Raw genomic sequence first — 24,359 nt, 5'->3', positions numbered from 1 at the left:
TAGCAAAGGCGAAAAGGCGATTGCGATGGCAAAGACACCAGGCGGAAAAAAAGCAACAGGCACAGGCTCGAACGAGCCGACCCGAAAGGTCACCGAGGCCAAGTTAGCTTCTTCCCCAAGGAAAACGTCTGCCGCAAGCGTCACACCTCCTGCCGGGAAGAAATCCTCGACCACTTCCGCTGCGCGAGCGGAGCCGGTCAGGGCGGCGAAAGCTGTACCACCACCGGCCGCAAAACGGCCGGGTGTCAGAAGCGCAAGGGAAGCGCCTGCCGTGCGGGATGAAGCGGTAGAGCGCGAGACTCCAGTATCCACGGTTCAACCGGCTGTTGTCCAACAGCCGCGAGTCGAGACTACAGCCGGTACGACGAACTCCATGACGAAAAAGCTGAACGAAACACCCGTCGAAGACGATGCAATCCAAAGCGAGGAAACCCCTGCGGCCGTTCCCGGCAAGGTGGAAAAGGTCAAGGCTCGCGATCGTCGCGCAAAGGAAAAAGCACTGCTGAAAGACGCGTTCGCGTCGTCGCAGCCGGGCACCGTCGAGGAACTCGAAGAGCGCCGCTCCAAACTGCGCGCGCTGATCAAGCTCGGCAAGGAGCGCGGCTTCCTCACGTACGCCGAAATCAACGACCACCTCCCGGACAACTTCACCGAGACCGAGGCGATCGAAGGCATCATCAGCACGTTCAATGACATGGGCGTGGCGGTGTATGAGCAGGCGCCGGACGCTGAAACGCTGCTGTTGAACGACAACGCACCCGCTGCTTCGTCGGACGACGAAGTGGAAGAGGAAGCGGAAGTCGCGCTCTCCACCGTCGACTCCGAATTCGGCCGCACCACCGACCCGGTCCGCATGTACATGCGTGAAATGGGTACGGTCGAGCTGCTTACGCGCGAAGGCGAAATCGAAATCGCCAAGCGGATCGAAGACGGCCTCAAGCACATGGTGATGGCCATCTCCGCCTGCCCGACCACGATCGCCGACATTCTGGCGATGGCTGAGCGCGTCGCGAACGAGGAAATCCGTATCGACGAACTGGTCGACGGCCTGATCGACGCCAACGCGGAAGATGCGGACGGCTTCTCGGTGCAGGAAGCGGAAGCGATCGAAAGCGAAGACGAGGAAGCCGAAGAAGAAGACGCGGACGACGAGGAAGAAGACGACGGCACGGCGCAAGCCACGGCCAACGCTGCGCAGATGGAAGCGCTCAAGCGTGCGTCCCTCGAGAAATTCGCCATGATCAGCGAATGGTTCGACAAGATGCGTCGCGCGTTCGAAAAGGAAGGCTATAAGTCCAGGTCGTATCTGAAGGCACAGGAAACGATCCAGAACGAACTGATGACGATCCGCTTTACCGCGCGTACCGTCGAGCGTCTGTGCGACACGTTGCGTGCGCAAGTAGACGAAGTGCGTCAGGTCGAGCGTCAGATCCTGCATACCGTGGTCGACAAGTGCGGCATGCCGCGTGCGGAATTTATCGCGCGTTTCCCGGGCAGCGAAACGGATCTGGAATGGGCCGACAAGATCGTTGGCGAAGGCCACGCGTATAGCGCGATTCTCACGCGTAACATTCCGGCCATTCAGGAACAGCAGCAACGCCTGCTCGATTTGCAGGCGCGTGTTGTGCTGCCGCTGAAGGACCTGAAGGAAACCAACCGCCAGATGGCGGCCGGCGAACTGAAGGCGCGTCAGGCGAAACGCGAAATGACCGAGGCGAACTTGCGTCTCGTGATTTCGATCGCGAAGAAGTACACGAACCGTGGTCTTCAGTTCCTCGACCTGATTCAGGAAGGCAACATCGGCCTGATGAAGGCGGTGGACAAGTTCGAATATCGTCGCGGCTACAAGTTCTCCACGTATGCAACGTGGTGGATCCGTCAGGCCATTACACGTTCGATTGCTGACCAGGCGCGTACGATCCGGATTCCGGTTCACATGATCGAAACGATCAACAAGATGAACCGCATCTCGCGTCAGATCTTGCAGGAAACCGGTCTCGAGCCGGATCCGGCCACGCTGGCGGAAAAGATGGAGATGCCGGAAGACAAGATCCGCAAGATCATGAAGATCGCGAAAGAGCCGATCTCGATGGAAACGCCGATCGGTGACGACGACGATTCGCATCTGGGCGACTTCATCGAAGATACGAACACGGTCGCGCCGGCCGACGCCGCATTGCACGCCAGCATGCGCGACGTCGTGAAGGACGTGCTCGACTCGCTGACGCCGCGTGAAGCGAAGGTGCTGCGTATGCGTTTCGGTATCGAGATGAGCACCGATCACACGCTCGAAGAAGTCGGTAAGCAATTCGACGTGACGCGTGAGCGGATCCGTCAGATCGAGGCGAAAGCGCTGCGCAAGCTGCGTCACCCGAGCCGCTCGGATAAGCTGAAGTCGTTCCTCGAAGGGAATTGATCGAGGTTGGCGGTTGCGGGAAATGACGTGAGAAAAGATGGTGCAGTTTGAAGGGGCCTCCCGGCTGTTTCGCTTGAGTGAAGCGGTTGCGGAGGCCCTTTTTTCGTGTAGTATGTCGGCCAATCAACGAATTGGCCCGGCCTTCATGACCGGGTCTTTTTCTTGGGCCGGACGCCGTGCTGGTTGCAGGCAGCGGACTCATAATCCGCCTCCGAAAGGACACCGTCGGTTCGACTCCGACCCGGCCCACCAAAGTTGTAGAGAAGGGTTCCGAGTTTTCGGAACCCTTTTTGTTTTATGGTGAGAAGCCAATATCAGATGCGGCAATATGTCGCTTATTAAGCGTCGTATGTCCCTCGCGGCAAAATATCGTGGTTCGCAATTTGGATGTGGCATTGGAATGAGATCAGCGAACTTGCTGCAAGCATGCGCTTGAGATTGACTCTCGCTCTTGCGCTTGGCCGGTTCCATGGCAAGCCATATGGAGCGAGCGGTGACCGGGAGTTAGGGAAACTCCGTGTAAAAAATGCGCACAGCTGTGCCGTTAAATGAATACGGAAGGCTGTTCGCTGTATGCCGTCCGCTTTCAGCACGGGTTATTGTCACGCGGCGGCCGGCGCCGCAACTCACCTCCGGGCAACGCCCGTGCTGAAGGCTTCACTCACTTCGCTTCATCAAGCCACGCGCCCGAGCACCGATTCGCGACCCGCCCCCCGCTTTTTTAATTGCAGTTAATGCGAATACCCGTTTTTATCTTTTCTATCTGTTCCCTCAGTATATTCAGCGCTAAATCGCCGACCGCATAAAATCAATTAAGTTCCCACTTTTCAGAAATAAATTTACAGTGCTTCGAATTGCGCCTCTCGCAATTGCCCGATTTTCGAGCAATCAGACGTCTTTCACTTTTCAATCGCTCCGACCCGATTACGTCACGCATATTAAATGCTGTTGCATTCACACAACTTTAATATTGAAATGTTGAAAATAATTTTTGGCCAGAGCAGGCACGTCGGTGCTGCCATTTTGCGATAAACGTCTGAAAAACAAAGACTTAATGCCTATCTTGATTTGATTATTGCGAATTCCGAAAGATCATGTTGCGTAAATTGCGGGCGTTGCTACTAGGGTCTCCACCTACACTCACGCTTCGTTTAAAGGGTGCCCGGCTGATCCGAAACGGTTCGGCGAACAGGGCGGCAGCGAGTGATGCATGCGCTGTCGAGGCAGGTCCCGCTCCCCGCGTAAATTTATCGAACTGGAGTCCCACGCATGAAAAAGAGTCTCATCGTCGTTGCAGTTGCCGCATCGTTCGCTTCCGTCGCTCACGCACAAAGCAGCGTGACCCTGTATGGTCTGCTGGACGCAGGCCTGACGTACACCAGCAATGTCAACCACAACGCAAAGTGGGCAGCTGGTAGCGGCGGCATCAACCAAAGCATGTTTGGTCTGCGCGGTTCGGAAGATCTGGGCGGCGGTCTGAAGGCAATCTTCACGTTGGAAAGCGGCTTCAACATCAACAACGGCAAGTTCGCTAACAACAACGGCATGTTCAACCGTCAAGCGTTCGTCGGTCTGTCGAGCGCGCAATTCGGTACGGTCACGCTGGGTCGTCAGTACGACGCAGCACAAGACTACCTGGCACCGCTGACCGCAACGGGCAGCTGGGGCGGTACGTACTTCGCGCACCCGTTCAACAATGACAACCTGAGCACGAACGGCGGCTACGCAGTCAACAACTCGATCAAGTACTCGAGCGCTAACTACGCTGGCTTCACGTTCGGCGGCACGTACGGCTTCTCGAACCAGGCTGGTGCATTCGCAAACAACCGCGAATACAGCGTTGGTGCTGCATACCAGTGGCAAGGCCTGCACCTGGGTGCTGCTTACGCACAGCAGAACAACCCGGGCGCAGCTAACGGCGGCGCTTCGGACGGTTCGTACGTCAACGCTCTGGCAGGCAACGTCGGCAGCTTCCGTCAACGTGAATTCGGCGTTGCTGGTTCGTACGCATTCGGCCCGGCTACCCTCGGTCTGGCATGGACGCAATCGCGTTCGGACAACTTCGTCGGTGGCACGCAATCGCTGCGCGCTAACAACTACGAAGTCAACGGCAAGTACAACGTGACCCCGGCTCTGGGCCTGGGCGTTGCTTACACGTTCACCGACGGCAAGGGCTATGGCGTTGGCGCGAACGGTGGTTCGGAGTCGGTTCGCTACCACCAGATCGGCCTGCAAGCTGACTACGCGCTGTCGCGTCGTACGGACGTCTACGCTCAAGCCGTGTATCAGCACGCAATGGGCGACGGCGGTGTCGCTTCGATCTACAGCGGCGACGTAACGCAACTGCCGTCGTCGTCGAAGAACCAGACGGCTGCTACGGTCGGTCTGCGTCACCGCTTCTAAGCTTCAGCAGAAGCAGGTTGTTGTATAAAAAGGTGCCGTTCGCGGCACCTTTTTTTATGGGCGCGCCACCTGGGTGGTCGTCGCCACTCATCCGTTGATGCGATAACGGATTGCGGTTTCTGACAATTGCGCACACGCGCCTGACAATAATTGACTTTCTTGAAAGCGTGCTTGGGGTAGTCTGAAAACGATCGATTTATACACACTACTTTTCGCAGCAACGCTAGCACGTGTGCTGCAGGTGCGCGTTTTTACTGCATGGATACTCCCTTTTCAAACCCGCGGGCTCGCTCGCCAGCCATTCAGGATCTCACCGACGAGCAATGGCATCGCATCGTGCCGCTCCTGCCTGAGATGAAGGACCACGGACCTCGGCGTGGCCGTCCCTGCATCGACATCCGTTGCGTGGTGAACAGCGTGCTGTGGGTGTTGCACACCGGCAAACCGTGGCACGCGATGCCCGACCGGTATGCGCCTTATCAGACTGCGCATCGCTACTATCTGCGCTGGAAGAATTCAGGTGTGCTGGCAAACATCGCTTTAACGCTATTCGACACGGATGCCATGCTGGCGCGGCCTATTACGCGCAGGAGCGACCCGCGCACTGTGTAACCTGCTCAGGGCTGTTCTGGCGTGACAAACAGAAGGCCGTCCACCCGATTAACGGATGACGGCCTTTTTCAATCGGCTGCACTAACCGGTTGCATCAGCTGGCTACCATAGCCGGCGCGCATAAGCGCGCTACTCAATCAAGCATGTTGTTCGATCTTGAACACGGCAACTGCATTTCGCAAACGTTCGGTTTGCTCATCGAGTGAACCTGCCGCGGCCGCTGCCTGCTCGACCAGCGCGGCATTGCGCTGCGTCACATCGTCCATCTGGCGGATCGCGAGATTGACCTCGCCGATACCCGAACTCTGCTCTTTCGAAGCGGCCGAGATCTCGTTCATTATCGCGGTCACGCGGTGCACGGCGTCGACCACTTCGCCGATCGTGCTGCCGGCCTTGCCTGCCAGAGTCGAGCCTTCGCCAACCTGCGCGACGGACTGATTGATCAATACCTTGATCTCTTTGGCGGCCGTCGCGCTACGCTGCGCGAGATTGCGCACTTCGCCCGCAACGACCGCGAAGCCGCGGCCTTCTTCACCGGCGCGCGCCGCTTCCACCGCTGCGTTCAGTGCCAGGATATTGGTCTGGAATGCGATGCCTTCGATCACGCTGATGATCTCGCCGATTTTGCGCGAACTATCGGTGATGCCGGCCATTTTCTCGACCACGTCGTTGACGACCTCGCCGCCGCGCGCGGCAATGTTCGATGCATTGGTCGCGAGTTCCGACGCGGTCGCAGCATTGTCGGCGTTCTGCGTGACGGTCTTGGTGAGCTCGTCCATGCTGGCGGCGGTTTGCTGCAATGAAGCCGCCTGCTCTTCGGTGCGGCTCGACAAATCCAGGTTGCCGGCGGCGATCTCTTTCGAGGCAACCGTGATCGTCTCGGCGGACGTCTTGATCCGCGCGATGGTTGCGGCCAGTTGATTTCGCATCTCGCGCAGCGAGAACAGCAGGCTTGATGTGTCGTCGCGACGCAGGTCGATGCGAGTGGCAAGATCGCCGCGTGCGATCTGCATGGCAATCGCCGCCGCAGTGGAAGGCTCTCCGCCGATCGAACGCGATACGTTGCGCACCACGCGCGAGGCCACGAACGACACCACCACACCCAGCAGCACCAGCATGCCGGCCGAGCGCGCGAGGGTTGCGTAGAACTGCGCCTGAATGTCGTCCATATAGGCACCGGCGATAAAGTCCCAATTCCATGGGCCGTAGCGTTTCACATAGCCGATCTTTTCGCTCGGCGCCGTCTCGCCGGGTTTCGGCCACCAGTAGCGCAGATAGCCCGCGCCGCCCGCGGAGCCGCCTGCCTGCGCGATGTCGTGGTACAGCGCATTGCCTTTGGCGTCGCGGAAACCGCTCATGTCCTTGCCGTTCAGTTTTGGGCTCATCGGATGAGTGACCATCACCGAATCGCTGCGCACGATCGTCACGTAGCCCGATGCGCCGTAACGCTGCGCGTTGATGCGGGCGATGGCCTGTTGTTTGGCCTCATCGACCGGGAGCTTGCCCGCGTCGGCCTGCTTCGCATAGTCCGCGCCGATCGACACCGCCATATCGGTGACGTCGGCCAGATCTGCGCGCCGTGCGTCCATCTGGGCGTTTCGCGCATCGAACGCGTTCACAACGGTAACGATCAGGAGCGCCGCCCAGCACAGCAGTATCGGCACCCACAGTTTCTGTTTCAGTGTCAGACGGTTCATTATCGGCTTCGACTATACGTTGGGCTCGGAATAGGGAGGGGCTGCAATCTGCGTTGCATAGTCGGCATAACGGCCGTTGCTGAGGATTCTTTATTCCGGCGTCCGAAATGCCGGCTTGGCAAGGGAGCGCGCAGACCGAGGCGGCAGGTGAAGCGTGGGGAACGTCGAGGAAAATCAGGGAACGTGGCGCCAAGTCCGGAGAAAATCGCGGGAAACCGCAGGCGAGCTATGGCAGGCGCACGCCTTCGCCCTGGAGGACCTAGATCTGCTCCTGACCAAACGCACTCAGGCGTTCGAGGTCCAGCACGTCGATCTGGTTGTACGAGAGGCGCAAAATCTGCAGCTTTTCGAGGTTTTGCAGCGCCTGGTTGATCCGTTGCCGCGACACGCCTGCTAGCAGGCCGACTTCTTCCTGCGAAATGGCCAGTGTGCGTCCGGTGTCGGGATAGAGGTCGGGATTGAACAGTTGCGCGAGCGACTGGGCGACGCGCGCCTCGACGTCCAGCAGACGGCTATTCTGGATCGTCGCGATGAATTCGCCCATGCGGTTGTTCAGTTGCCGGATCACGAATCCGGTGAATGGCAGACTCGACTCCAGGAGTGCGTGGAATGTCTCCGACGGCACGAACATCACGAGCGAGGGCTGAATGGCGGCCACGTCGTATTTGCGCAATTCACGCTTGATCACGCTGCCTTCGCCGAACCAGCCGCCGGGCGGCACGCCGGAGAGCGTGCAACTGCGGCCCGAGGCGTTGTAGATGGCGAGTTTGATGAGGCCGGAATACACGCCGATCCAGTAGTCCGACGGCTCCTGGCGGCGCGCGATCCATGCGCCCCCTTCCAGATGCTCCGCGTGTGCGCTGGCAAGGATCATGGCCTGATGTTCGGCGGCGAGTGCCCTGAACCACGCGCACGTGCCGAACAGTCGCGGCAGATCGGCGCGCGGCACCCGTTCAGGGCGGTGCGAGCGGGCGTCTGCGAGGGCAGTGAACGAAGTGTCATCCATAAGCGGTTGGCGGCGCGTAGGCGGGTGAAGCCGGTTGAGTAGCGTCAAGGCGTGTCACTCTGTCATTTGAATGACAGACAGTTCACCATGACAGTTGCTAGGCTAGTTCATCAATCAGAACGAGCGACGGCGCGGCCGACGCCTCAGGAGACAAAGCGATGAAGCACATGTTCGAAGAAGGCCTCCAGCGCCGCGAGGCCAATTATGTCCCGCTAACACCGATCGATTTCATCGTACGCGCAGCGGAAGTCTACGGTGAGCGGCCGGCGGTCGTCCATGGGGAGATTCGCCGCAACTGGCGCGAAACCTACGAGCGCGCAAGGCGACTGGCGAGCGCGTTGCGGCAGGCCGGTATCGAGCGCGGCGACACCGTTGCCGCGCTGCTGCCAAACATTCCTCCGATGATAGAAGCGCATTTCGGTGTGCCGATGGCCGGAGCCGTGTTCAATACGCTGAATACGCGGCTCGACGTGTCGTCGCTGTTGTTCATGCTGCGCCATGGCGAGGCGAAGGCGCTGATCGTCGACACGGAGTACAGCGAATTCGCGCACCGTGCGGCGCTGGAATTCCCCGAGTTGCGCGTGATCAGCGTGGCCGATGCGATGCCCGCCGACGCGGACAAGTTCATCCGCGCAACCGACTATGAAGCGTTCCTGCAAACCGGCGACCCCGAGTTCGCCTGGACCCTGCCTGCTGACGAATGGGATGCTATCGCGCTGAACTACACCTCGGGCACGACGGGCGACCCGAAGGGCGTGGTCTACCACCATCGTGGTGCTTATCTGAATGCGCTCAGCAATATTCTCGAATGGGATATGCCCAAGCATGCGGTCTACCTATGGACCTTACCGCTCTTTCACTGCAACGGCTGGTGTTTCCCGTGGACCGTCGCCGCGCGTGCCGGCGTCAACGTCTGCCTTCGAAAATTCGACGCGAAGACAGTGTTCGAACTGATTCGCCGCGAAGGCGTCACGCATTATTGCGGCGCACCGATCGTGCAAAGCGCGCTGGCGAATGCGCCCGTCGAATGGCGCGAAGGCATCACGCATCGCGTGTCGACAATGGTGGCGGGCGCAGCGCCCGCGCCGGCGGTGATCGCCAAGATGAAGGAGATCGGTTTCGATCTGACGCACGTGTACGGACTCACCGAGACCTACGGCCCGGCCGCGGTCTGCGCAAAACAGTCGGAATGGGACACGCTTGACGACAACGCGCGCGCCGAAATGAATGCGCGCCAAGGCGTGCGCTATCACTTGCAGGCAGCCGTCACGGTGCTCGACCCGGACACGCTCGCGCCCGTGCCTGACGACGGCGAAACGCTCGGCGAGATCATGTTCCGCGGCAACATCTGCATGAAGGGATATCTGAAGAACGAGCGCGCCACGGAAGCGACCTTCCGCGGCGGCTGGTTCCACACCGGGGACCTCGGCGTGCGGATGCCTGACGGCTATATCCGTATCCGCGATCGCAGCAAGGACATCATCATTTCGGGCGGCGAGAACATCTCGAGCATCGAGGTCGAAGACACGCTGTACCGTCACCCTGCGGTCTCGGTTGCCGCCGTGGTGGCGATGGCCGATCCGAAGTGGGGTGAGGTGCCGTGCGCCTTTATCGAGCTCAAGGAAGGCGCTCAGGTGAGCGAAGCAGAGATCATCGCGCACTGCCGGCTGTTTCTTGCGGGATACAAGTTGCCCAAAGCGGTGCGCTTCGGCGAATTGCCGAAGACGTCGACGGGAAAAATTCAGAAATTCGAACTGCGCGCGCGGATCAAGGCGGAACAAACCGAATAGACCGCGCGCGATGGTCTAGCGCACCGAATGGCGCGCTATGGGGTGCTGAACGATGCAAGCGCGGGGTTCCGCGCGCATCGGATTCGACTCGCGCTTAACCGCGCGTGTCGACCCAGCGGCGTGCCCAGCGTGCCGAGTGCTGCAGTGCCTGTTCTTCGTTCGGAAAGTAGTCGAGCGAATAGAACTGGTAGCGCCCTTCGGTACGCGCGCTGTCAGCGCGTTCGAGCAACAGGTTGGATGAAAAACTACCGTCGGGCAAACGATGCGCCGAGGGTTTGACGGCATAGCCGTTGTAATGATGAATATGTTTGTTTTGCATTTTATATTTTAATAATGTGCGAGTGCGCGCCTGCCGTGCGAGCCGTTATACGGGTCACGCGGACGAGCTGATTCAAGCCATTGCGAGCCGAATCCAGACGCAGTCGGAAAGCTAAAAAGGGCGTTAAAGCCGGAGGGGAGAATGAGGTGCAACGAGGCGTTTGGCGCTTGGGGCTTGCTGCTGAACAACGCATGCAGCTAAAAGCGATCGCGCCAACTGTGGGAGACAAAGCTCCGCGAGGATGTCGCTGCAACCCGATGTCCGTTGCCGGACACCGAGCCCTTCAAACTTACAGCGGCTTGATGTTAGCCGCTTGCAGACCCTTCGGGCCTTGCTTCGTTTCGAAGCTCACCTTCTGATTCTCAGCCAGCGTCTTGAAGCCGTCGCCGCTGATTTCGGAGAAGTGCGCGAACAGGTCGTCGCCGCCCTTGTCCGGGGTGATGAAGCCAAAGCCTTTGCTGTCGTTGAACCACTTAACGGTACCGGTATCCATGAAGAATCCTTGAGTAAAAATAGAAAAATTTGCTCTGTTGAGGAGCGCGTGAAGCATCAAGGAGGGAGAGGACAACGAATACCGCTGAGGAGCGAGACATTGATGAACAGCAATCGAACTTCTTGAACTTCGGACGCCACAGTAACCGCCGGGGCATATCAGCGTCAACATTTATCTTGTAACTGTTTTGTTATACGCGCGGCTTGCGCATGCCCGGCGCACGGCGATGCGGCCCTCGTTATCAGCTTGCCGTGTCGCGCGGCACGGCAAGCCGCTCAAACGGGGCTTCTGTTTCAGATACCCACTTTATGCGCTGTCAGGATGAGGCGTAATCCGAGCGCGGCAACTGCGGTTGCGGCGACGCGATCGATCCAGGCTTTCCATTGCAGATAGATTTCGCGTGGCCGTTTGCTTGAAAAGCACAACGCAACCACGGTGTACCAGCCGGCTTCGATAGCGAAGATCGCGGGCGGCAAGGCAAAGTAACACCACAGCGGCGGATGTTGCGGAAGCAGGGCCGCGAAGATACTGCCGTAGTAGACCGCAGTTTTCGGATTGCTGAGTTGTGTGCTCAAACCGATCCAGAAGGATTTACGCACATTGGTGGTGGCGGCTTGCGCGGCATCGAACGCGAGAGGTTTGGCCGCACCGCGCCAGATTTTCGACGCAAGGTAGATCAGATAAAAGCCACCGGCCACTTTCAAGCCGACGTACAGCCACTCTACGGTCGCCAGCAAGGTGTACAGGCCGAGCAACGCGATGCCGCTGAAGAACACGCCGCCGATGCCCATGCCCGCCGCTGTTGCGAGACCGTCGCCGCGCGAGAGTCCGATTGCATTGCGGGCAACGATGACGAAGCTCGGTCCAGGGCTCATGGCACCGAGTAGCAGTGCGGCCAGGATTGTGGCGATGGCTGTCGAGGCGGGCATTTTTGTGTGTTTCCTACGGTCGGCGATGCGGGTCCGTGAAACATAGCATGAGCGGGCGGGGTTTTGTTTTTGATCGGGAGAGGCATCATGCGTTCGATCGTGTGGATCCCATTGATTCGGTATCCATACTGATGGGCGCTCAGGCGTAAAAACAAAAAAAAGCCCGCGCGGGGCGGGCTTAACTACTCGGAGTTTCGCGATCCAGTCGCTAGACGGATCATCTCCAGTGTAGGTGAAAGCTATATGAAAGCATAGAAAATCCGCGATCACAGATCGAAAAAAACGGTTTCCTTGTCACCCTGCATATAGATATCGAACCGGTACACATTGGCCGCATTCGGCTCGCGGCGCGCGATCAGCGTGCCACGCCGGTCCGCCGGCACCGCTGCCAGCACGGCATCCCGTTCGTTAGCTTCGGTTTCGTCTTCGAAATAGATGCGCGTGAACGTGTGCAGCAGCATGCCGCGCATCGTCACGATCACATTCACGTGCGGCGCTTCATCCGGGCTCGAGCGGCCCGGTTTCACCGTTTCAACGACAAAACGCTTCTGCGGATCCGTCCCGGTACCGACGCGGGCGAAGCCGCGGAAGCCCGTCTTCAGGGTTTCCTCACGTGACTCCGGATAGTGGCCTTGCGCGTCCACCTGCGACATTTCCAGCATTGCATCGCCGATCACGTTGCCGTCGCCGTCGAATACCTGGCCGACGATCGTGATGTGCTCGGCGGCCGCTTCACGGTCCGCCAGAACCGGCGTAAACAGGCTCTTGAAGTCGAAGTCGTATTGCTGCGGGCACAGGCCATAGGCGAAGTACGGTCCAACCGTTTGCGAAGGCGTTTGCTTGAGGGTCGTCATGGCTTAGCGCTCCATCGGAGTTTCGTTGCGGCCGCGCAGCACGATGTCGAAGTCGTAGCCGAGCGCATAGGCCTCTTGCGTCGTATCGAGCGAGAAGTTTTGCGATCAGGCGGTCGCGTGCGTGCTCGGGCGTGCCCTGGAAAATCGGGTCGAAGGCCAGCAGCGGATCGCCGGGGAAATACATCTGCGTGACGAGGCGCGAGCCGAAATAGTCGCCGAACAGCGAGAAGTGAATATGGTTCGGACGCCACGCGTTCGGGTGATTGCCCCACGGGTAAGCGCCCGGTTTGATCGTCAGAAAGCGATAGCGGCCTTCGTTGTCGGTGATACAGCGTCCGGCGCCGAGGAAATTCGGATCGAGCGGCGCGTCGTGCTGATCGTTTTTGTGCACGTAGCGGCCGGCTGCATTGGCCTGCCAGATCTCAACCAGGGTATTGCGCACCGGGCGGCCGCCTTCGTCGAGCACACGGCCGGTCACGATGATGCGTTCGCCTAGGGGCTCGCCGTTACGCACCGCATTGCGCGTCAGATCGTGATCGAGCGCGCCGAGGTCTTCGGTGCCATAGACTGGCACGCGCTGGTCGCGCAGCTTTTCCTTCAGTGGAATCAGCGGACGCGTCGGGCCGCGTTTTACCGATGAACCGTAGCCGGGATAGACATAGGCAGGGTGGGACGCGAAATCGCGCGCGGTGAGAAAGGACTCGTCCATCAGTGTCTCCTTCGGGAATTGTGGGATGCAGCGTATGGAGCGACTTTATCCAACCTGAGAGGTTATGCAAAATGACGTTTTCGCCCATTTCGTATAACCTCTCGTTATGCAACGCAGCCTCGCGGACAGCCGCGTCAAATTCCGTCATCTCCAGTGCTTTCTGGCCGTCGCCCAGTTCGGCGGCGTGCAGCGGGCCGCCGAAAGCCTGTCCATTACGCAGCCCGCGGTCTCCAAGACGGTTGCGGAACTGGAGGCGATTCTCGGCGTGAAGCTGTTCGAGCGCGGCCGCCACGGCGCCGTGCCGACCCGCGAGGGGCAGCTCTTCATGCCGCATGCGAGCGCCTGCGTCAGTGCGTTGCGCCAGGGCGTCGATTTGCTGGCGTGCGCGGAAGGCGCAGCGGCCGCCACGCTGGAAATCGGTATTCTGCCGACCGTCGCGGCCGCGCTGGTGCCGCCGGTGCTGAAGCGCTTCGCCGCACTTTGGCCGCGTGTGATCGTGCGCCTGGCCACGGGCGCCAACCCCGAATTGCTCGAACGTCTGAAGGCCGGCACGATCGAATTCGCGATCGGGCGTCTGGCGGACCCGGAAAGGATGGTCGGGCTCAGTTTCGAGCAGCTTTTCAGTGAGCCGTTGATTGCCGTCGTGCGCGCCGGACATCCGTTGGCGCTCGTGGCCGGCTTGCCGGCCACGTCGCTGGAGGAATTTCCGGTGGTGCTGCCGCCGTTCGGCACACTGATCCGGCAATCGGCTGAAAGCCTGTTGAGCGCGTGGGGCGTGCCGCCGTTGTCGGGGTTTGTCGAAGTGCTGTCGGTGTCGACGGGACGCGCATTGACGCTCGAGAACGACGCGGTGTGGTTCGTGCCGCTGAGCGCTGTCGAATACGAACTGGCGCACGAGGTGCTGGTACGTTTGCCCTTGCCGTTCGCGGGCACCGGCGAGCCCGTGGGGCTGATCCGGCGCTCGGATACGCAGCCCACGCCGGTGGGACGGGCGTTCATCGATGCCGTGCGCGAGGTCGCGCAGCAGCGCATGGCGGCGGCTGCCGGGAAGCCTGCGGTCAAGCGGGCGTCCAAACGCGGCCGCGGCGGGGTGCTCAGGAGCTGATGCATCCGATGCAACGGTGCTGCGGTGCAAGAGGCTCGAGAGTTGCAAGCATGGCAAGAGACGCAAGGGAAGCATCCCCACTCACCACCCGTGAACCATCCAGTACAAAATGAAGATTGCGAACGCCCTGCTAGCCGGTGTACAAACACGGTGCGAAAGCCGTCGCGGGTTGCATCGCCGCGGCACATCGCGCCCGCGGTGTCACACTACAAGCGAACGACGCCTTGCGCCGAACGGCGGAAACACCACGAACACCCGGAACAGCGTACAAAGTTCTGTACAAGGAGATAGCCATGCCCAGCGACTTGCCCACTCCAGACGCCGCGCTGCGCGCCGTGTCGGCGCCTGAGCACAATCCGCTCGGCACCGCCGGCCTTGAATTCGTCGAGTTCGCCTCGCGCGAGCCGAAGGCGCTCGGCGAAACCTTCACGAAACTCGGCTTCAAGGCGATCGCGCGCCATATCAGCAAAGACGTCACGCTGTATCGCCAGGGCGAGATGCATTTCCTGATTAACGCCGAGCCGGATTCGTTCGCCGAGCGCTACGCCGAGGAATACGGCGCGGGCATTTGCGCGATCGGCATTCGCGTGGCCAACGCGCAGCGCGCTTTCGACCGTGCGATCGAACTCGGCGCATGGGCGTTCGAGGGCGAGCGCATCGGCGCGGGCGAACTGCTGATTCCGGCGATCCAGGGCATTGGCGATTCGCACATCTATTTTGTCGACCGGTGGCGCGGCCGTGGCGGCCAGCGCGGCGGCCTTGGCGACATCTCGATCTTCGACATCGACTTCCGTCCGGTCGAGATCGATACCGCAGAAGCCGATTTGAATCATGCCGGCACCGGCCTCATCGCGGTCGATCATCTGACACAAACCGTCGGTGAGGGTCGCATGCAGGAATGGCTCGACTTCTATCGCGACCTGCTCAACTTCCGTGAGATTCACGAGCTGCACGCGAACTGGCATGTGTCGGCGGAATCGCGCGTCATGGTGTCGCCTTGCGGCGCGATCCGCGTGCCTTTGTATGAAGAGGGCACGCGCCGCACGAATCTGATGCACGAGTATTTGCCGGATCATCCGGGCGAAGGCGTGCAGCACATCGCGCTCGCCACCGACGATATTTTCGCGTGTGTCGAGCAACTACTCGCGAACGGCGTCGAATTCGTCGAGCCGCCGCCGCGTTATTACGAACAACTCGATGCGCGCCTGCCGGGGCATGGGCTCGACGTCGAGCGGCTCAAGCGCACGCATGTTCTGGTGGATGGCGAGATCGACGCCAAGGGCGTGCCGTTGCTGTTTTTTCAAACCTTTGCGCGACGCGGTGCCAGCGAGATCTTCTTCGAGATCGTGCAGCGGCAAGGCCATCACGGCTTTGGGGAAGGCAATCTGAGCGCGCTGGCGCAGGCCCGCGAGCAAGCCGGCGCCTAGTGCGGAATCAATCAATCGGTATCGGGATCTCCGGCCAGCGCCGGATTCACCGCACCGTATGCGGCCGCTTCCCGCAACAGCCATTCGCGAAAGCTCGTGAGCGGCTTGCCGTGGCTCAACTCGGTCGGATAGACGAGGTAATACGCCGAGTCGGCGACTGCCGGCGCGTCGAGCGGCATGACGAGTCCGAGCTGTTCGAGCTGTGCGTCGACGAAAAAATGCGGTACAAGCGCGATGCCGAGACCGGCCGCGGCTGCGCTGATCAACATGGTGTGGAGTTCGTAGCGGACGCCTTGCATCGTCCGGTTATCGTCGACACCGAGCGTGTCGAACCACGACGCCCAGCCGTCCGGCCGGGTGGTGGAATGCAGCAGAGGGTAGTCCAGCAGATCGGCCGCTGTCTCGACGGGCCGCGTCAGCAGACTCGCCGCGCACACCGGCACGACTTCCTCGCTAAACAGAAAATCCGCCGACGTGCCTGGCCATGTCGGTTTGCCGTAGTGAATCGCTGCCTCGAAATGCGTATCGGCGAACGGAAAAGTGCCGGTGCGCACGCCCATATTGACCCGCACGTCCGGATACTGCGCGTTGAATGCGGCCAGCCGCGGAATCAACCATTGCGAGGCGAAAGTGGGCAGCACCGCCAGTTCCAGATAACCGCCGCCGCTGCCATGCGCGATGATCGATAGCGTGTCGCGGTCCAGTTGTTCCAGTGAACGCCGCACCTGCGCGCTATAGACCTTGCCCGCCTTGGTCAGCACCACCCGCTGCTTGACGCGCACGAACAGCCGCACGCCAAGATTGCCCTCCAGCGTATTGATCTGCCGCGACACGGCGCTTTCGGTGAGGAAGAGCTCGCGCGCCGCATGCGTGAAACTCTCGTGCCGCGCGGCGGCTTCGAAAGCCAGTAGCGCACCCATGCTGGGGATTTTGAACTTTCGCACGTTAATTCCAAAAACGCATCAAGTGGCGATTTTATCTCGCTTTACGGCGGCGCCGCGGATTTGAATAATCTCGCATCCAACGATGCCGTGTTTGCGTCCTGAAGGCGCACCGGCAGGCCATCTTCCAATACACGAACGCGTGCTCACCGCACCTCGCCCGGAACCGATATGCGAAACATCAAGAATGCGAATGTCGAACAACTGCTGCTGAAACTGCTCGGCGCCGAGAAAACCGCGAGGCTGTTCGCCACGTTGAACCATCCGCGGATTCTCAACGAATGGGAAGACGGCACCGTCACGCGGGCCGAACTGGCGCAAGCGATGAACATGGCGCTGTTGGAAGACCTGCTGGCGCGCTCGGCGAATGGCCGCCAGTACACCGAGGAGACGATCGCCGCCGGCGGCAGCGTCTATTTCGACCACGGCGCGTTGCGCACCGTGCGCTGGGCAGAAAGCGGCGCGCTGCCGCCGGGCGAAGCGGCTTTCGCGCGCATCCTGCGGCCGCTCGGCTTCAGTATCAACGGCCGCTATCCGCTCGACCGTCTCGGCATGACAGGTCGAGCTTGGGCGCACGACGACGCCCCCGATGAGATCGCACAGTTTTTCGTCAGCGAATTGCACCCTGAACGGTTTTCGGCGGAATTCCAGCAGGCGGTGACGAACGTGATCGGCGCCTCGCGCGATCCGTTGACGCCGCAAGCCGCCGGCCAGTTGTGGGAGCTCGAACGCGAAGGCGTGCTGCCGCTCGAGGCGGCTCATGCGTTGCTGCCGGCAATCGTCGGTGCGTTCGCGCGCCAGCACGAGACGCCACGCGAAGCCGATTACGCAGTATTGTTGAAGGAGTCGGCGGAAATGGCGTGGATCGCAACTGAAGGCAACGCCTTCAATCACGCTACCGATCGCGTCGCGGATGTGTTCAAGCTGTCCGACGACGAGAAGGCGAAGGGACGTCCGATGAAGCCCGAAGTCGAGCGTTCTCGTTCGGGCCGCGTGTTTCAGACCGCGTACCGCGCGGATATCGTGCGGCGCGAGTTCCGTGCGGCCGACGGCAGCATCGTGACGCGCGAGGTGCCGGGCTCGTTCTACGAGTTCATCACGCGCAAGCGGACTTTCGATCAGGACGCGCGCCGCTGGGAAACGGACCTGCGTTTCGACGCGGGCAATGCGCAGGGCATCTTCAAGATGACCGCGAGCCAGGCTGCGTGATGCGTCATTCAGGCCATCACGCGGGCGTTGGATACGAGACGTGAGGAGCGCGGTGGGAACGTCATTGGATGAAGAGCAGGGCGCGGGCGTGAACGCTTCGGTGAGCGGCGCAACTCACGACACCTTGAAAACGCCGCGCGTTGCCAGGCCCTTTACTGGCACCGCCGCCGTGATGCAGGCACTCGAAGCCGACTTGCGCCGCAACGTGCGCGGCGAAGTGCGTTTCGATCAGGGATCCAAAGCGCTGTATGCCTCGGATGCGTCGAACTACCGGCAAGTCCCGCTCGCCGTGATCGTGCCGTCAGATGTCGACGATCTGCTCGAAACGCTCGCCGCCTGCCGCCGGAATGACGTGCCCTTCCTGCCGCGCGGCGGTGGCACCTCGCAGAACGGCCAATGCGTGAACGTCGCCGTGGTGGCCGACGCGAGCAAGTATGTGAACCGCGTCGTGTCGGTCGATCCTGTAGCGGGTGTCGCGATCGTCGAACCGGGCGTGGTGTGCGATACCTTGCGTGACGCCGCCGAAGCGCACGGTCTCACGTTCGCCCCTGATCCCGCAACGCACAGCCGTTGCACGCTCGGCGGCATGATCGCCAACAACTCGTGCGGCGCGCATTCGGTGATGGCCGGCAAGACGGTCGAAAACGTCGAGGCGCTGGAAATCGCGACCTTCGACGGCGCGCGTTTCTGGGTCGGGCCGACTTCGGACGACGAACTCGAGCGCATCGTCGCAGCAGGCGGCCGCCAGGGCGAAATCTACGCCGCGCTCAAGCAACTGCGCGATACCTACGCCGATCAGATCCGCGCGAAATTCCCGCAGATCAAGCGGCGCGTGTCGGGCTTCAACCTCGATCAACTGCTGCCGGAAAACGGCTTCAATGTCGCGCGTGCACTGGTCGGCACCGAGGGCACGTGCGCCGTGACGTTGCAAGCGAAAGTACGGCTCGTGAAAAGTCCTGCGAAACGCGTGATCGTCGTGGTCGGCTTCACCGATATCTACACCGCCGCGGACGCCGTGCCGCATTTCATGCGCTTCGGGCCGATCGCGGTCGAGGGACTCGACCGCGCGATCATTCGCGGCTTGCAGGCGCGCGGTTTGAAGAAGGACGAGATTGCCTTGCTGCCGGACGGCGATGCATGGGTCGTGCTCGAATTCGGCGCGGATACGCAAGACGAAGCCGTGCGCCAGGCGCAAACCGCTGCGGCGTATTTTTCGTCGGGCGAAGGAGGTCCGAATGTCTCGGCGATGCTCGTTGAAGATCGCGCGTTGCAGGCGAAGGTGTGGTCGATCCGCGAGACGGGGGCGTCGGCGGTGGCGTTGTCGGTGGAGGCGGGCACGCCCGATCCGGTGGTCGGCTGGGAAGATGCGGCGGTCGATCCGCTGCGCCTCGGCGATTATCTGCGTGCGTTCCAGGCGCTGGTGGATCGCTACGGCTACGAGACGAGCCTGTACGGTCATTTTGGCGACGGCTGTGTCCACGCGCGCATTACCTTCGATCTGCGCAGCGTTGAAGGCGTCGCGACGTGGCGCAAGTTTCTGCGCGAAGCGGCGGAACTGGTGGTCGAATTCGGCGGCTCGCTTTCAGGCGAACACGGCGACGGCCAGGCCAAGGCCGAGTTCCTGCCGATCATGTACGGTCCTGAACTGATGCAGGCGATGGAGCAGTTCAAGGCGATCTGGGACTCGGCCAATCGATTGAATCCTGGCAAGGTCGTGCATGCGTATCGCGCCGATGAAAATCTGCGCATGGGTCCGGCGTACAAACCGGTGACCCTGCAAACGAAGCTCACGTTCGCGAGCCAGGAGGGTGACGGCTTTCAGCGCGAGATCGAACGATGCATCGGCATGGGCAAGTGCCGTTCGCTCGAAGGCGGCACGATGTGCCCGAGCTATCGCGCGACACGTGAAGAGAAATACTCGACGCGTGGCCGCGCGCATCTGTTCTGGGAAATGCTGCAAGGCGACGTGATCGCCGACAGCTGGCAAAGCCGCGAAGTGCAAGAGGCGCTCGATACCTGCCTCGCGTGCAAGGGCTGCAAATCCGATTGTCCGACGCATACGGATATGGCTTCGTACAAGGCGGAATTTCTTTCGCATTACTATGAGACGAATCGCCGGCCGCGCCAGGCGCTGTTCATGGGGCGAATCGGCGAATGGGCGCCGTGGGCGGCAAGATTTCCGCGTCTGACGAATTTTATGACGTCCGCGCCGGGATTGGCGGCGGTTGGAAAATGGGCCGCCGGGGTGGCGCAAGCACGGGAATTGCCGAAGTTTGCCACGCGGACTTACCGGCAGATTGCGCGGCGATCGCTTATGGCTGAGGGTGACGTTCAACGTCGTGAGGTTAAGAAAGTCATCTTGTGGGTCGATACGTTCAACGATCACTTCACACCCGAGATCGCGCAGGCCGCTGCCGATGTGCTGACGCAAATGGGTTGGCACGTCGTGCTGCCGAAGAAGCGATTGTGTTGCGGGCGTCCGCTGTATGACTACGGTTTGCTCGACCGGGCGCGTGAGTTGCTGACCACCATTCTTGATGGCCTCGGAGACGATATCGCCGCCGGCGTTCCGTTGGTCGGCCTCGAACCGGGTTGCTTGTCGGTATTCAAGGACGAGTTGCTGAAGCAGCTCCCCGGTCATGCGTTAGCGAAGCAGCTCTCGGCACAAACTTTTCTGTTCTCCGACTTCGTCGCGCGTCAGCCGTTCGAGTGGCCGACGCTTGCCGCGAACGTGATCGTGCATGGGCATTGTCATCAGAAGGCGCTGTTCGGTATGCAAGGCGATACCGCGCTGTTGAACAAGCTCGGCGTGAATTGGAAACTACTCGATACAGGATGCTGCGGGATGGCGGGATCGTTCGGCTTTAACGACAAGCATTACGCGCTTTCGGAGAAGATCGGTGAAGACAGCCTGTTTCCCGCGGTGCGTGCTGCGACCGCTGCAAACGCGGAAACGATTGTGCTGACCAACGGCTTCAGTTGTCGTGAGCAGATCGAGCAGGGGACAGGGCAACACGCGATGCATATCGCGCAACTGGCGCAGCGGGCGTTGGCGGCGCGCCGTTAGCGTGTGCACCGGCGGTGGCTTTCGTCTTTGCCTTGAGCGGCTGGGTTATTTCTTCGCCGGTTCTACTGCGGCCGATGTCTGCGGGATGTCGGCGCTGGTCGCCATCCACAACACTTCGGCGTCTTCTTCGCTCGTGGAAACCGCGGCGTGGCCGGTGCGGCTGTCGAAGTAAAGGCTGTCGCCGGCGTTCAGATGCGTCGGCGCGTACAACTCGGAATACAGGCAGACGCTGCCGCTGATCACGTACAGAAATTCTTCGCCTTCGTGACGGCCCCAGTCATCGAAGGCGTCCAGCGTGTGCGCCGAGATGCGGATGCGGAACGGCAACATCGCTTTGTGCGCCAGATCCGTGGCGAGTAACTCCATCTGATAGCCGCGGTAGGCGTGGCGCTGGCCTTCGTTTTTGCGGGTCAACGCGCGGCGGCCGCTGGCGCTGACTTTGGGTGTCGAGCCAAAAAGCTCGCCGATTTCGATCTTCAGGCCGAGTACGATTTTCTGCAGGACGTCGAAGGTGGGGGACATCAGGCCGTTTTCGACTTTGGACAGCGTAGAGCGGGAGACGCCGCAGAGGCGGCTCGCGGTTTCGAGCGTCAGGTCCTGCGCCTGGCGGGCGGCGCGCACGCGCCGGCCGAGGTCGGTTGTGGATGCGTCGGCGGGTTTGGTGAGGTGGGTGTCCATAAGCGTGTAGCTCGAATGCGCGCCCTGGCGAGGCGTCAGGTGTTTCCGATCATAACATTTGAGTGAGCGGGCAGAGGCTTGAGAGGCTTCCGTGGGGGACCGATGGCCGCTTTGAGGCGGGTTGTCCGCTCGGCCGAGGGTGGCCTGAATAGCGATGAACGGGTTAGGAAGGCATCGCTGGCGGAACCCCCCCCACGAATTTTTCCCATCGGAAACGAGCGAAAGGGAATATCTCGATCCGCTCGACGACCTGTCAGATCGAGTTTCGGCGAATACAGGTCATCCAGACGAACGGCCGGAGTTGACCGATCTGCGCCGAAGCGATCCCTTCGAATCGTTACAATCGTCCGGATGAATCAATCCTCTCAACCGCATCGCGTGCCAGACATGCTGACCTCCTATTTCTGGAGTGGCGATGCCATCCGCAGCCGATGCGTAAGCGACATCGTGCTCACAGGCACGGTCGACGTGCCTGCGCCCCCTGCACGTCTGCTTGCCGATTGGGAAAGGGAGATCTCGTCGCGCATGGTTCTCGAGCCTGGTGACGTCGAGGCAATGCCGTTGGCGCGCGCGCGGGCGCGCTGGCCGGACTACTCGCGCTGCGTGCAGGCGGTGTCCGATTGGACGGCCGCGCTTGGAATGCCCGCGGTGCTTGCCGCCAGCGACGTAGCCCTGATGGCCTGCCGCGGCGCGAGGTACCACCATGATGGTGCGCAATATGGCGGTGCGGCCTTCTGTAATCTTTTCCTGAGTGAGGATAGGGGGTTGGACGTGCATTTCCCCGCTTTGGACCTTCGCATTCCCCTGACCCGGGGCACGGCGGTGATATTCGATACTTGCCAGCCTCATGGCGTCATTCAGCGCCACAGCAGCGGTTTTGATGCGGCCGACTTCACGCCGGACCAGGATTACGTCCAGATATTCCTGACCTGGGAGCTTCCCATTGAAGACGCCCATGTTGGGAACGCACTTAAGGTCGCTTTCGACATCGCCCCTACGGCCTCGTTGCAACCGGACGCAGAGGATGCAGAGCAAGTTCGGCTGAACGGCGAATTGGTCACTGTGTGCCCCAATTCTGGTCGTTGGTGCCCAGTCGACTAATCGTCGGGATCACACTGCGGTAGTGCTCTGACAGGGCCGCAATTGGACGAGGGCCAATGACTGGCACCCCCGGCCGCCTGTATGATTGCGGGCTGGCGCGAGACCGAAAGCTCGCGCAGATCGCACACCGCCCGCTGCCGCCACGCGGCGCCAACATCCATTCACGATGATCCAGAGGAAGACCGCCATGACGGCCGCAACGCAATTCGATCAGGTTTCCGTTATCAAACGCGCCAACGTCTATTTCGACGGCAAGTGTGTTTCGCACACGGTTCTTTTTGCCGACGGCACGCGCAAGACGCTTGGCGTCATCTTGCCGGGCGTGCTCAACTTCGGCACTGACGCGCCGGAACTCATGGAAGTGCAGGCTGGCCAATGCCGTATCCGCCTCGAAGGCAGTGACGAGTGGAAGACGTATGGTGCGGGCGAGTCGTTCTCGGTGCCCGGCAAGAGCCGCTTCGATATCGACGTGATCGACACGCTCGACTACGTCTGCAGCTATCTGTAAAGCCGGACTTTAAGCCTTCAACTCAGGGCGCCGCCTTAAGAAGCCAAGAAGCACATTCGGCATTCAGCTACGCGCCATCGCCTTTCCGACATGTTCGGCGAAAGCTTTGACCTTGGCCGAATGCCGGCGCTCTAGCGGGCTCACCAGATGGATCGGGATGGGGATCGTTTCCCAGTCCGGCAACATCCGCTGCACTTCGCCACTGGCCAGTTCGTGATCGAACAGCCAGGTCGGCGAATAGCCGATCCCCATGCCCGCGAGGACCGACGCTCGCATCACCTCACTGCTGTTGGTTTGCAGATTGCCTTCGACCCGCACAATGCGCGTGGTTCCCACCGGATCCGAAGCGCCGGGCCCCGCCGTAAAACGCCACGCGTTGCGCATCGCCAGTTCGGTGTAGACGATACAGTTGTGCTCGACCAGGTCGTCGGGCACGCGCGGCGCCCTGGCTCCTTTGAGTCGCGAGCGGAGGTAATCGCGATGGGCCATCAGCATGCGTTGGGCCGTTCCTACGCGACGCGCGATCAGGCTGCTGTCCGGCAGATCGCCGAGCCGCACCGCGACGTCGATCCCCTGTTCCACGAGATCGACGAAACCGTCGTTCAGGCGTAGATCGATCTTCACATCGGGATGCTCGGCCAGAAAAGACTGAACCATGGGCATGAGCTTGAGGCGGCCGAAGCCGACCGAAGCGGCGATCCGCAGCCAGCCCGTCAGTTGCTGCTCCCCGCGCCGGAGTGTGGCTTCGGCCTCCGCGATCTCCGCGACCAGGCGCCGCGCCTGGTCGAAATAGTGTTCACCTTCTTCTGTCAGCGCAAGCGAACGCGTGGTTCGCGTCAGCAACCGCGCGCCCAGCTCGCGCTCGAGCGCCGCGACCTGTTTGCTCACTGCGCTTTGCGTGGTGTCGGTCTCGTGCGCGACCGCGGAAAAACTGCCCGCTTCCACCACGCGCACGAAAGTCTTCATGGCCCGCAGCTTGTCCATTTTGCTCGATATATTCCTGTGTGGAATGAGTGATAGGAGTATACACCGTCTATATCGCTGATCTGGAATCAGTCAAAGTTCAGTCATCGCAAACGCGATTCGATGCAACCC

At 60.9% G+C, this 24,359-nt stretch carries 19 protein-coding genes, 1 tRNA gene and 1 pseudogene; 11 read left to right on the top strand and 10 right to left on the bottom strand.

The genetic code is table 11. The annotated features are described in order from the left end of the window. The first annotated feature begins 25 nt into the window (after positions 1-25). The 4 genes from rpoD (at position 26) to B0G76_RS16110 (ending at position 5,431) form a co-directional block, all read left to right on the top strand. On the top strand, positions 26-2,416 hold the full coding sequence (rpoD, locus tag B0G76_RS16125; RefSeq protein ID WP_120293498.1) for an RNA polymerase sigma factor RpoD: 2,391 nt from the start codon (positions 26-28) through the stop codon (positions 2,414-2,416). Between the two features lie 164 nt (positions 2,417-2,580). Next, positions 2,581-2,668, top strand: a tRNA-Ile gene (locus B0G76_RS16120). A gap of 1,017 nt (positions 2,669-3,685) precedes the next feature. Continuing rightward, a complete protein-coding gene (locus B0G76_RS16115; protein ID WP_120293497.1) occupies positions 3,686-4,819 on the top strand; it encodes a porin in 1,134 nt (377 codons plus the stop codon). 258 nt (positions 4,820-5,077) lie between these two features. After that, positions 5,078-5,431 (top strand): transposase, encoded by a 354-nt coding sequence (locus B0G76_RS16110; RefSeq protein ID WP_120293496.1) that lies wholly within the window; start codon positions 5,078-5,080, stop codon positions 5,429-5,431. A gap of 137 nt (positions 5,432-5,568) precedes the next feature. On the opposite strand, the gene B0G76_RS16105 is transcribed toward B0G76_RS16110, so the two are convergent. Both B0G76_RS16105 and B0G76_RS16100 read right to left on the bottom strand, forming a co-directional pair. Next, positions 5,569-7,128 carry a methyl-accepting chemotaxis protein gene (locus B0G76_RS16105; protein ID WP_120293495.1) on the bottom strand — a complete coding sequence of 520 codons (1,560 nt, stop codon included), beginning with the start codon at positions 7,126-7,128 and terminating at the stop codon, positions 5,569-5,571. A 259-nt stretch (positions 7,129-7,387) separates the two neighbouring features. Next, on the bottom strand, positions 7,388-8,134 hold the full coding sequence (locus B0G76_RS16100; RefSeq protein WP_120293494.1) for a Crp/Fnr family transcriptional regulator: 747 nt from the start codon (positions 8,132-8,134) through the stop codon (positions 7,388-7,390). Positions 8,135-8,292: 158 nt separating this feature from the next. On the opposite strand from B0G76_RS16100, the gene B0G76_RS16095 reads away from it, so the two are divergent. Further along, on the top strand, positions 8,293-9,924 hold the full coding sequence (locus B0G76_RS16095) for an acyl-CoA synthetase (RefSeq protein WP_120293493.1): 1,632 nt from the start codon (positions 8,293-8,295) through the stop codon (positions 9,922-9,924). Between the two features lie 94 nt (positions 9,925-10,018). On the opposite strand, the gene B0G76_RS16090 is transcribed toward B0G76_RS16095, so the two are convergent. The 5 genes and pseudogenes from B0G76_RS16090 to pcaH all read right to left on the bottom strand — a co-directional run bounded on the left by B0G76_RS16090 (position 10,019) and on the right by pcaH (position 13,228). Then, on the bottom strand, positions 10,019-10,243 hold the full coding sequence (locus B0G76_RS16090) for a hypothetical protein (protein ID WP_025495857.1): 225 nt from the start codon (positions 10,241-10,243) through the stop codon (positions 10,019-10,021). A 289-nt stretch (positions 10,244-10,532) separates the two neighbouring features. Beyond that, complete coding sequence (locus tag B0G76_RS16085) at positions 10,533-10,736, bottom strand: cold-shock protein (protein ID WP_012428559.1); 204 nt, start codon at positions 10,734-10,736, stop codon at positions 10,533-10,535. A 293-nt stretch (positions 10,737-11,029) separates the two neighbouring features. After that, complete coding sequence (locus tag B0G76_RS16080; protein WP_120293492.1) at positions 11,030-11,665, bottom strand: LysE family translocator; 636 nt, start codon at positions 11,663-11,665, stop codon at positions 11,030-11,032. A 266-nt stretch (positions 11,666-11,931) separates the two neighbouring features. Further along, positions 11,932-12,519 carry a protocatechuate 3,4-dioxygenase subunit alpha gene (gene pcaG / locus B0G76_RS16075; protein WP_120293491.1) on the bottom strand — a complete coding sequence of 196 codons (588 nt, stop codon included), beginning with the start codon at positions 12,517-12,519 and terminating at the stop codon, positions 11,932-11,934. A 3-nt stretch (positions 12,520-12,522) separates the two neighbouring features. Continuing rightward, a pseudogene (gene pcaH, locus B0G76_RS16070) lies at positions 12,523-13,228 on the bottom strand (protocatechuate 3,4-dioxygenase subunit beta). A gap of 106 nt (positions 13,229-13,334) precedes the next feature. Between pcaH and pcaQ the strand changes: the two are divergent. Further along, positions 13,335-14,333, top strand: a complete 999-nt coding sequence (pcaQ, locus tag B0G76_RS16065) for a pca operon transcription factor PcaQ (RefSeq protein WP_120293490.1) — start codon at positions 13,335-13,337, stop codon at positions 14,331-14,333. A gap of 293 nt (positions 14,334-14,626) precedes the next feature. Beyond that, a complete protein-coding gene (locus B0G76_RS16060; protein ID WP_120296428.1) occupies positions 14,627-15,760 on the top strand; it encodes a 4-hydroxyphenylpyruvate dioxygenase family protein in 1,134 nt (377 codons plus the stop codon). An 11-nt stretch (positions 15,761-15,771) separates the two neighbouring features. Here the strand turns inward: B0G76_RS16060 and B0G76_RS16055 are convergent, their stop codons facing one another. Continuing rightward, positions 15,772-16,704 carry a LysR substrate-binding domain-containing protein gene (locus tag B0G76_RS16055; RefSeq protein WP_183082068.1) on the bottom strand — a complete coding sequence of 311 codons (933 nt, stop codon included), beginning with the start codon at positions 16,702-16,704 and terminating at the stop codon, positions 15,772-15,774. A gap of 168 nt (positions 16,705-16,872) precedes the next feature. Between B0G76_RS16055 and B0G76_RS16050 the strand changes: the two genes are divergently transcribed. Both B0G76_RS16050 and B0G76_RS16045 read left to right on the top strand, forming a co-directional pair. Further along, positions 16,873-17,910: a DUF1338 domain-containing protein gene (locus B0G76_RS16050; RefSeq protein ID WP_120293488.1), complete on the top strand. Its 1,038-nt coding sequence runs from the start codon at positions 16,873-16,875 to the stop codon at positions 17,908-17,910. A 52-nt stretch (positions 17,911-17,962) separates the two neighbouring features. Beyond that, on the top strand, positions 17,963-20,977 hold the full coding sequence (locus tag B0G76_RS16045; protein ID WP_120296426.1) for an FAD-binding and (Fe-S)-binding domain-containing protein: 3,015 nt from the start codon (positions 17,963-17,965) through the stop codon (positions 20,975-20,977). Positions 20,978-21,022: 45 nt separating this feature from the next. Here B0G76_RS16045 and B0G76_RS16040 read toward each other — a convergent pair whose 3' ends face one another. Next, the gene (locus B0G76_RS16040; RefSeq protein ID WP_120293487.1) at positions 21,023-21,655 is read right to left on the bottom strand and encodes a helix-turn-helix domain-containing protein; all 633 of its coding nucleotides are present in this window, start codon (positions 21,653-21,655) and stop codon (positions 21,023-21,025) included. A gap of 387 nt (positions 21,656-22,042) precedes the next feature. Here B0G76_RS16040 and B0G76_RS16035 point away from each other — a divergent pair, with 387 nt between their 5' ends. Further along, the gene (locus B0G76_RS16035) at positions 22,043-22,756 is read left to right on the top strand and encodes a hypothetical protein (RefSeq protein ID WP_120293486.1); all 714 of its coding nucleotides are present in this window, start codon (positions 22,043-22,045) and stop codon (positions 22,754-22,756) included. A 187-nt stretch (positions 22,757-22,943) separates the two neighbouring features. Then, complete coding sequence (locus B0G76_RS16030) at positions 22,944-23,264, top strand: pyrimidine/purine nucleoside phosphorylase (RefSeq protein ID WP_120293485.1); 321 nt, start codon at positions 22,944-22,946, stop codon at positions 23,262-23,264. Between the two features lie 63 nt (positions 23,265-23,327). Here the strand turns inward: B0G76_RS16030 and B0G76_RS16025 are convergent, their stop codons facing one another. Continuing rightward, the gene (locus tag B0G76_RS16025) at positions 23,328-24,248 is read right to left on the bottom strand and encodes a LysR family transcriptional regulator (protein WP_120293484.1); all 921 of its coding nucleotides are present in this window, start codon (positions 24,246-24,248) and stop codon (positions 23,328-23,330) included. Between the last annotated feature and the right edge of the window lie 111 nt (positions 24,249-24,359).

The organism is Paraburkholderia sp. BL23I1N1, from assembly GCF_003610295.1.
GTDB lineage: Bacteria > Pseudomonadota > Gammaproteobacteria > Burkholderiales > Burkholderiaceae > Paraburkholderia.
Note: the sequence above shows the minus strand (reverse complement) of the source record. Positions and strands in the feature narration are given on the sequence as shown.

Excerpts from the sequence above, each read along its gene's own strand:
- B0G76_RS16040 (WP_120293487.1), bottom strand. The coding sequence starts at position 21,655 with ATGGACACCCACCTCACCAAACCCGCCGACGCATCCACAACCGACCTC.
- B0G76_RS16060 (WP_120296428.1), top strand. The coding sequence starts at position 14,627 with ATGCCCAGCGACTTGCCCACTCCAGACGCCGCGCTGCGCGCCGTGTCG.
- B0G76_RS16035 (WP_120293486.1), top strand. The coding sequence starts at position 22,043 with ATGCTGACCTCCTATTTCTGGAGTGGCGATGCCATCCGCAGCCGATGC.
- pcaQ (WP_120293490.1), top strand. The coding sequence starts at position 13,335 with ATGCAACGCAGCCTCGCGGACAGCCGCGTCAAATTCCGTCATCTCCAG.
- B0G76_RS16105 (WP_120293495.1), bottom strand. The coding sequence starts at position 7,128 with ATGAACCGTCTGACACTGAAACAGAAACTGTGGGTGCCGATACTGCTG.
- B0G76_RS16115 (WP_120293497.1), top strand. The coding sequence starts at position 3,686 with ATGAAAAAGAGTCTCATCGTCGTTGCAGTTGCCGCATCGTTCGCTTCC.
- B0G76_RS16090 (WP_025495857.1), bottom strand. The coding sequence starts at position 10,243 with ATGCAAAACAAACATATTCATCATTACAACGGCTATGCCGTCAAACCC.
- B0G76_RS16050 (WP_120293488.1), top strand. The coding sequence starts at position 16,873 with ATGCGAAACATCAAGAATGCGAATGTCGAACAACTGCTGCTGAAACTG.
- B0G76_RS16110 (WP_120293496.1), top strand. The coding sequence starts at position 5,078 with ATGGATACTCCCTTTTCAAACCCGCGGGCTCGCTCGCCAGCCATTCAG.
- rpoD (WP_120293498.1), top strand. The coding sequence starts at position 26 with ATGGCAAAGACACCAGGCGGAAAAAAAGCAACAGGCACAGGCTCGAAC.
- B0G76_RS16100 (WP_120293494.1), bottom strand. The coding sequence starts at position 8,134 with ATGGATGACACTTCGTTCACTGCCCTCGCAGACGCCCGCTCGCACCGC.
- B0G76_RS16095 (WP_120293493.1), top strand. The coding sequence starts at position 8,293 with ATGAAGCACATGTTCGAAGAAGGCCTCCAGCGCCGCGAGGCCAATTAT.
- B0G76_RS16085 (WP_012428559.1), bottom strand. The coding sequence starts at position 10,736 with ATGGATACCGGTACCGTTAAGTGGTTCAACGACAGCAAAGGCTTTGGC.
- B0G76_RS16025 (WP_120293484.1), bottom strand. The coding sequence starts at position 24,248 with ATGGACAAGCTGCGGGCCATGAAGACTTTCGTGCGCGTGGTGGAAGCG.
- B0G76_RS16080 (WP_120293492.1), bottom strand. The coding sequence starts at position 11,665 with ATGCCCGCCTCGACAGCCATCGCCACAATCCTGGCCGCACTGCTACTC.
- B0G76_RS16030 (WP_120293485.1), top strand. The coding sequence starts at position 22,944 with ATGACGGCCGCAACGCAATTCGATCAGGTTTCCGTTATCAAACGCGCC.
- pcaG (WP_120293491.1), bottom strand. The coding sequence starts at position 12,519 with ATGACGACCCTCAAGCAAACGCCTTCGCAAACGGTTGGACCGTACTTC.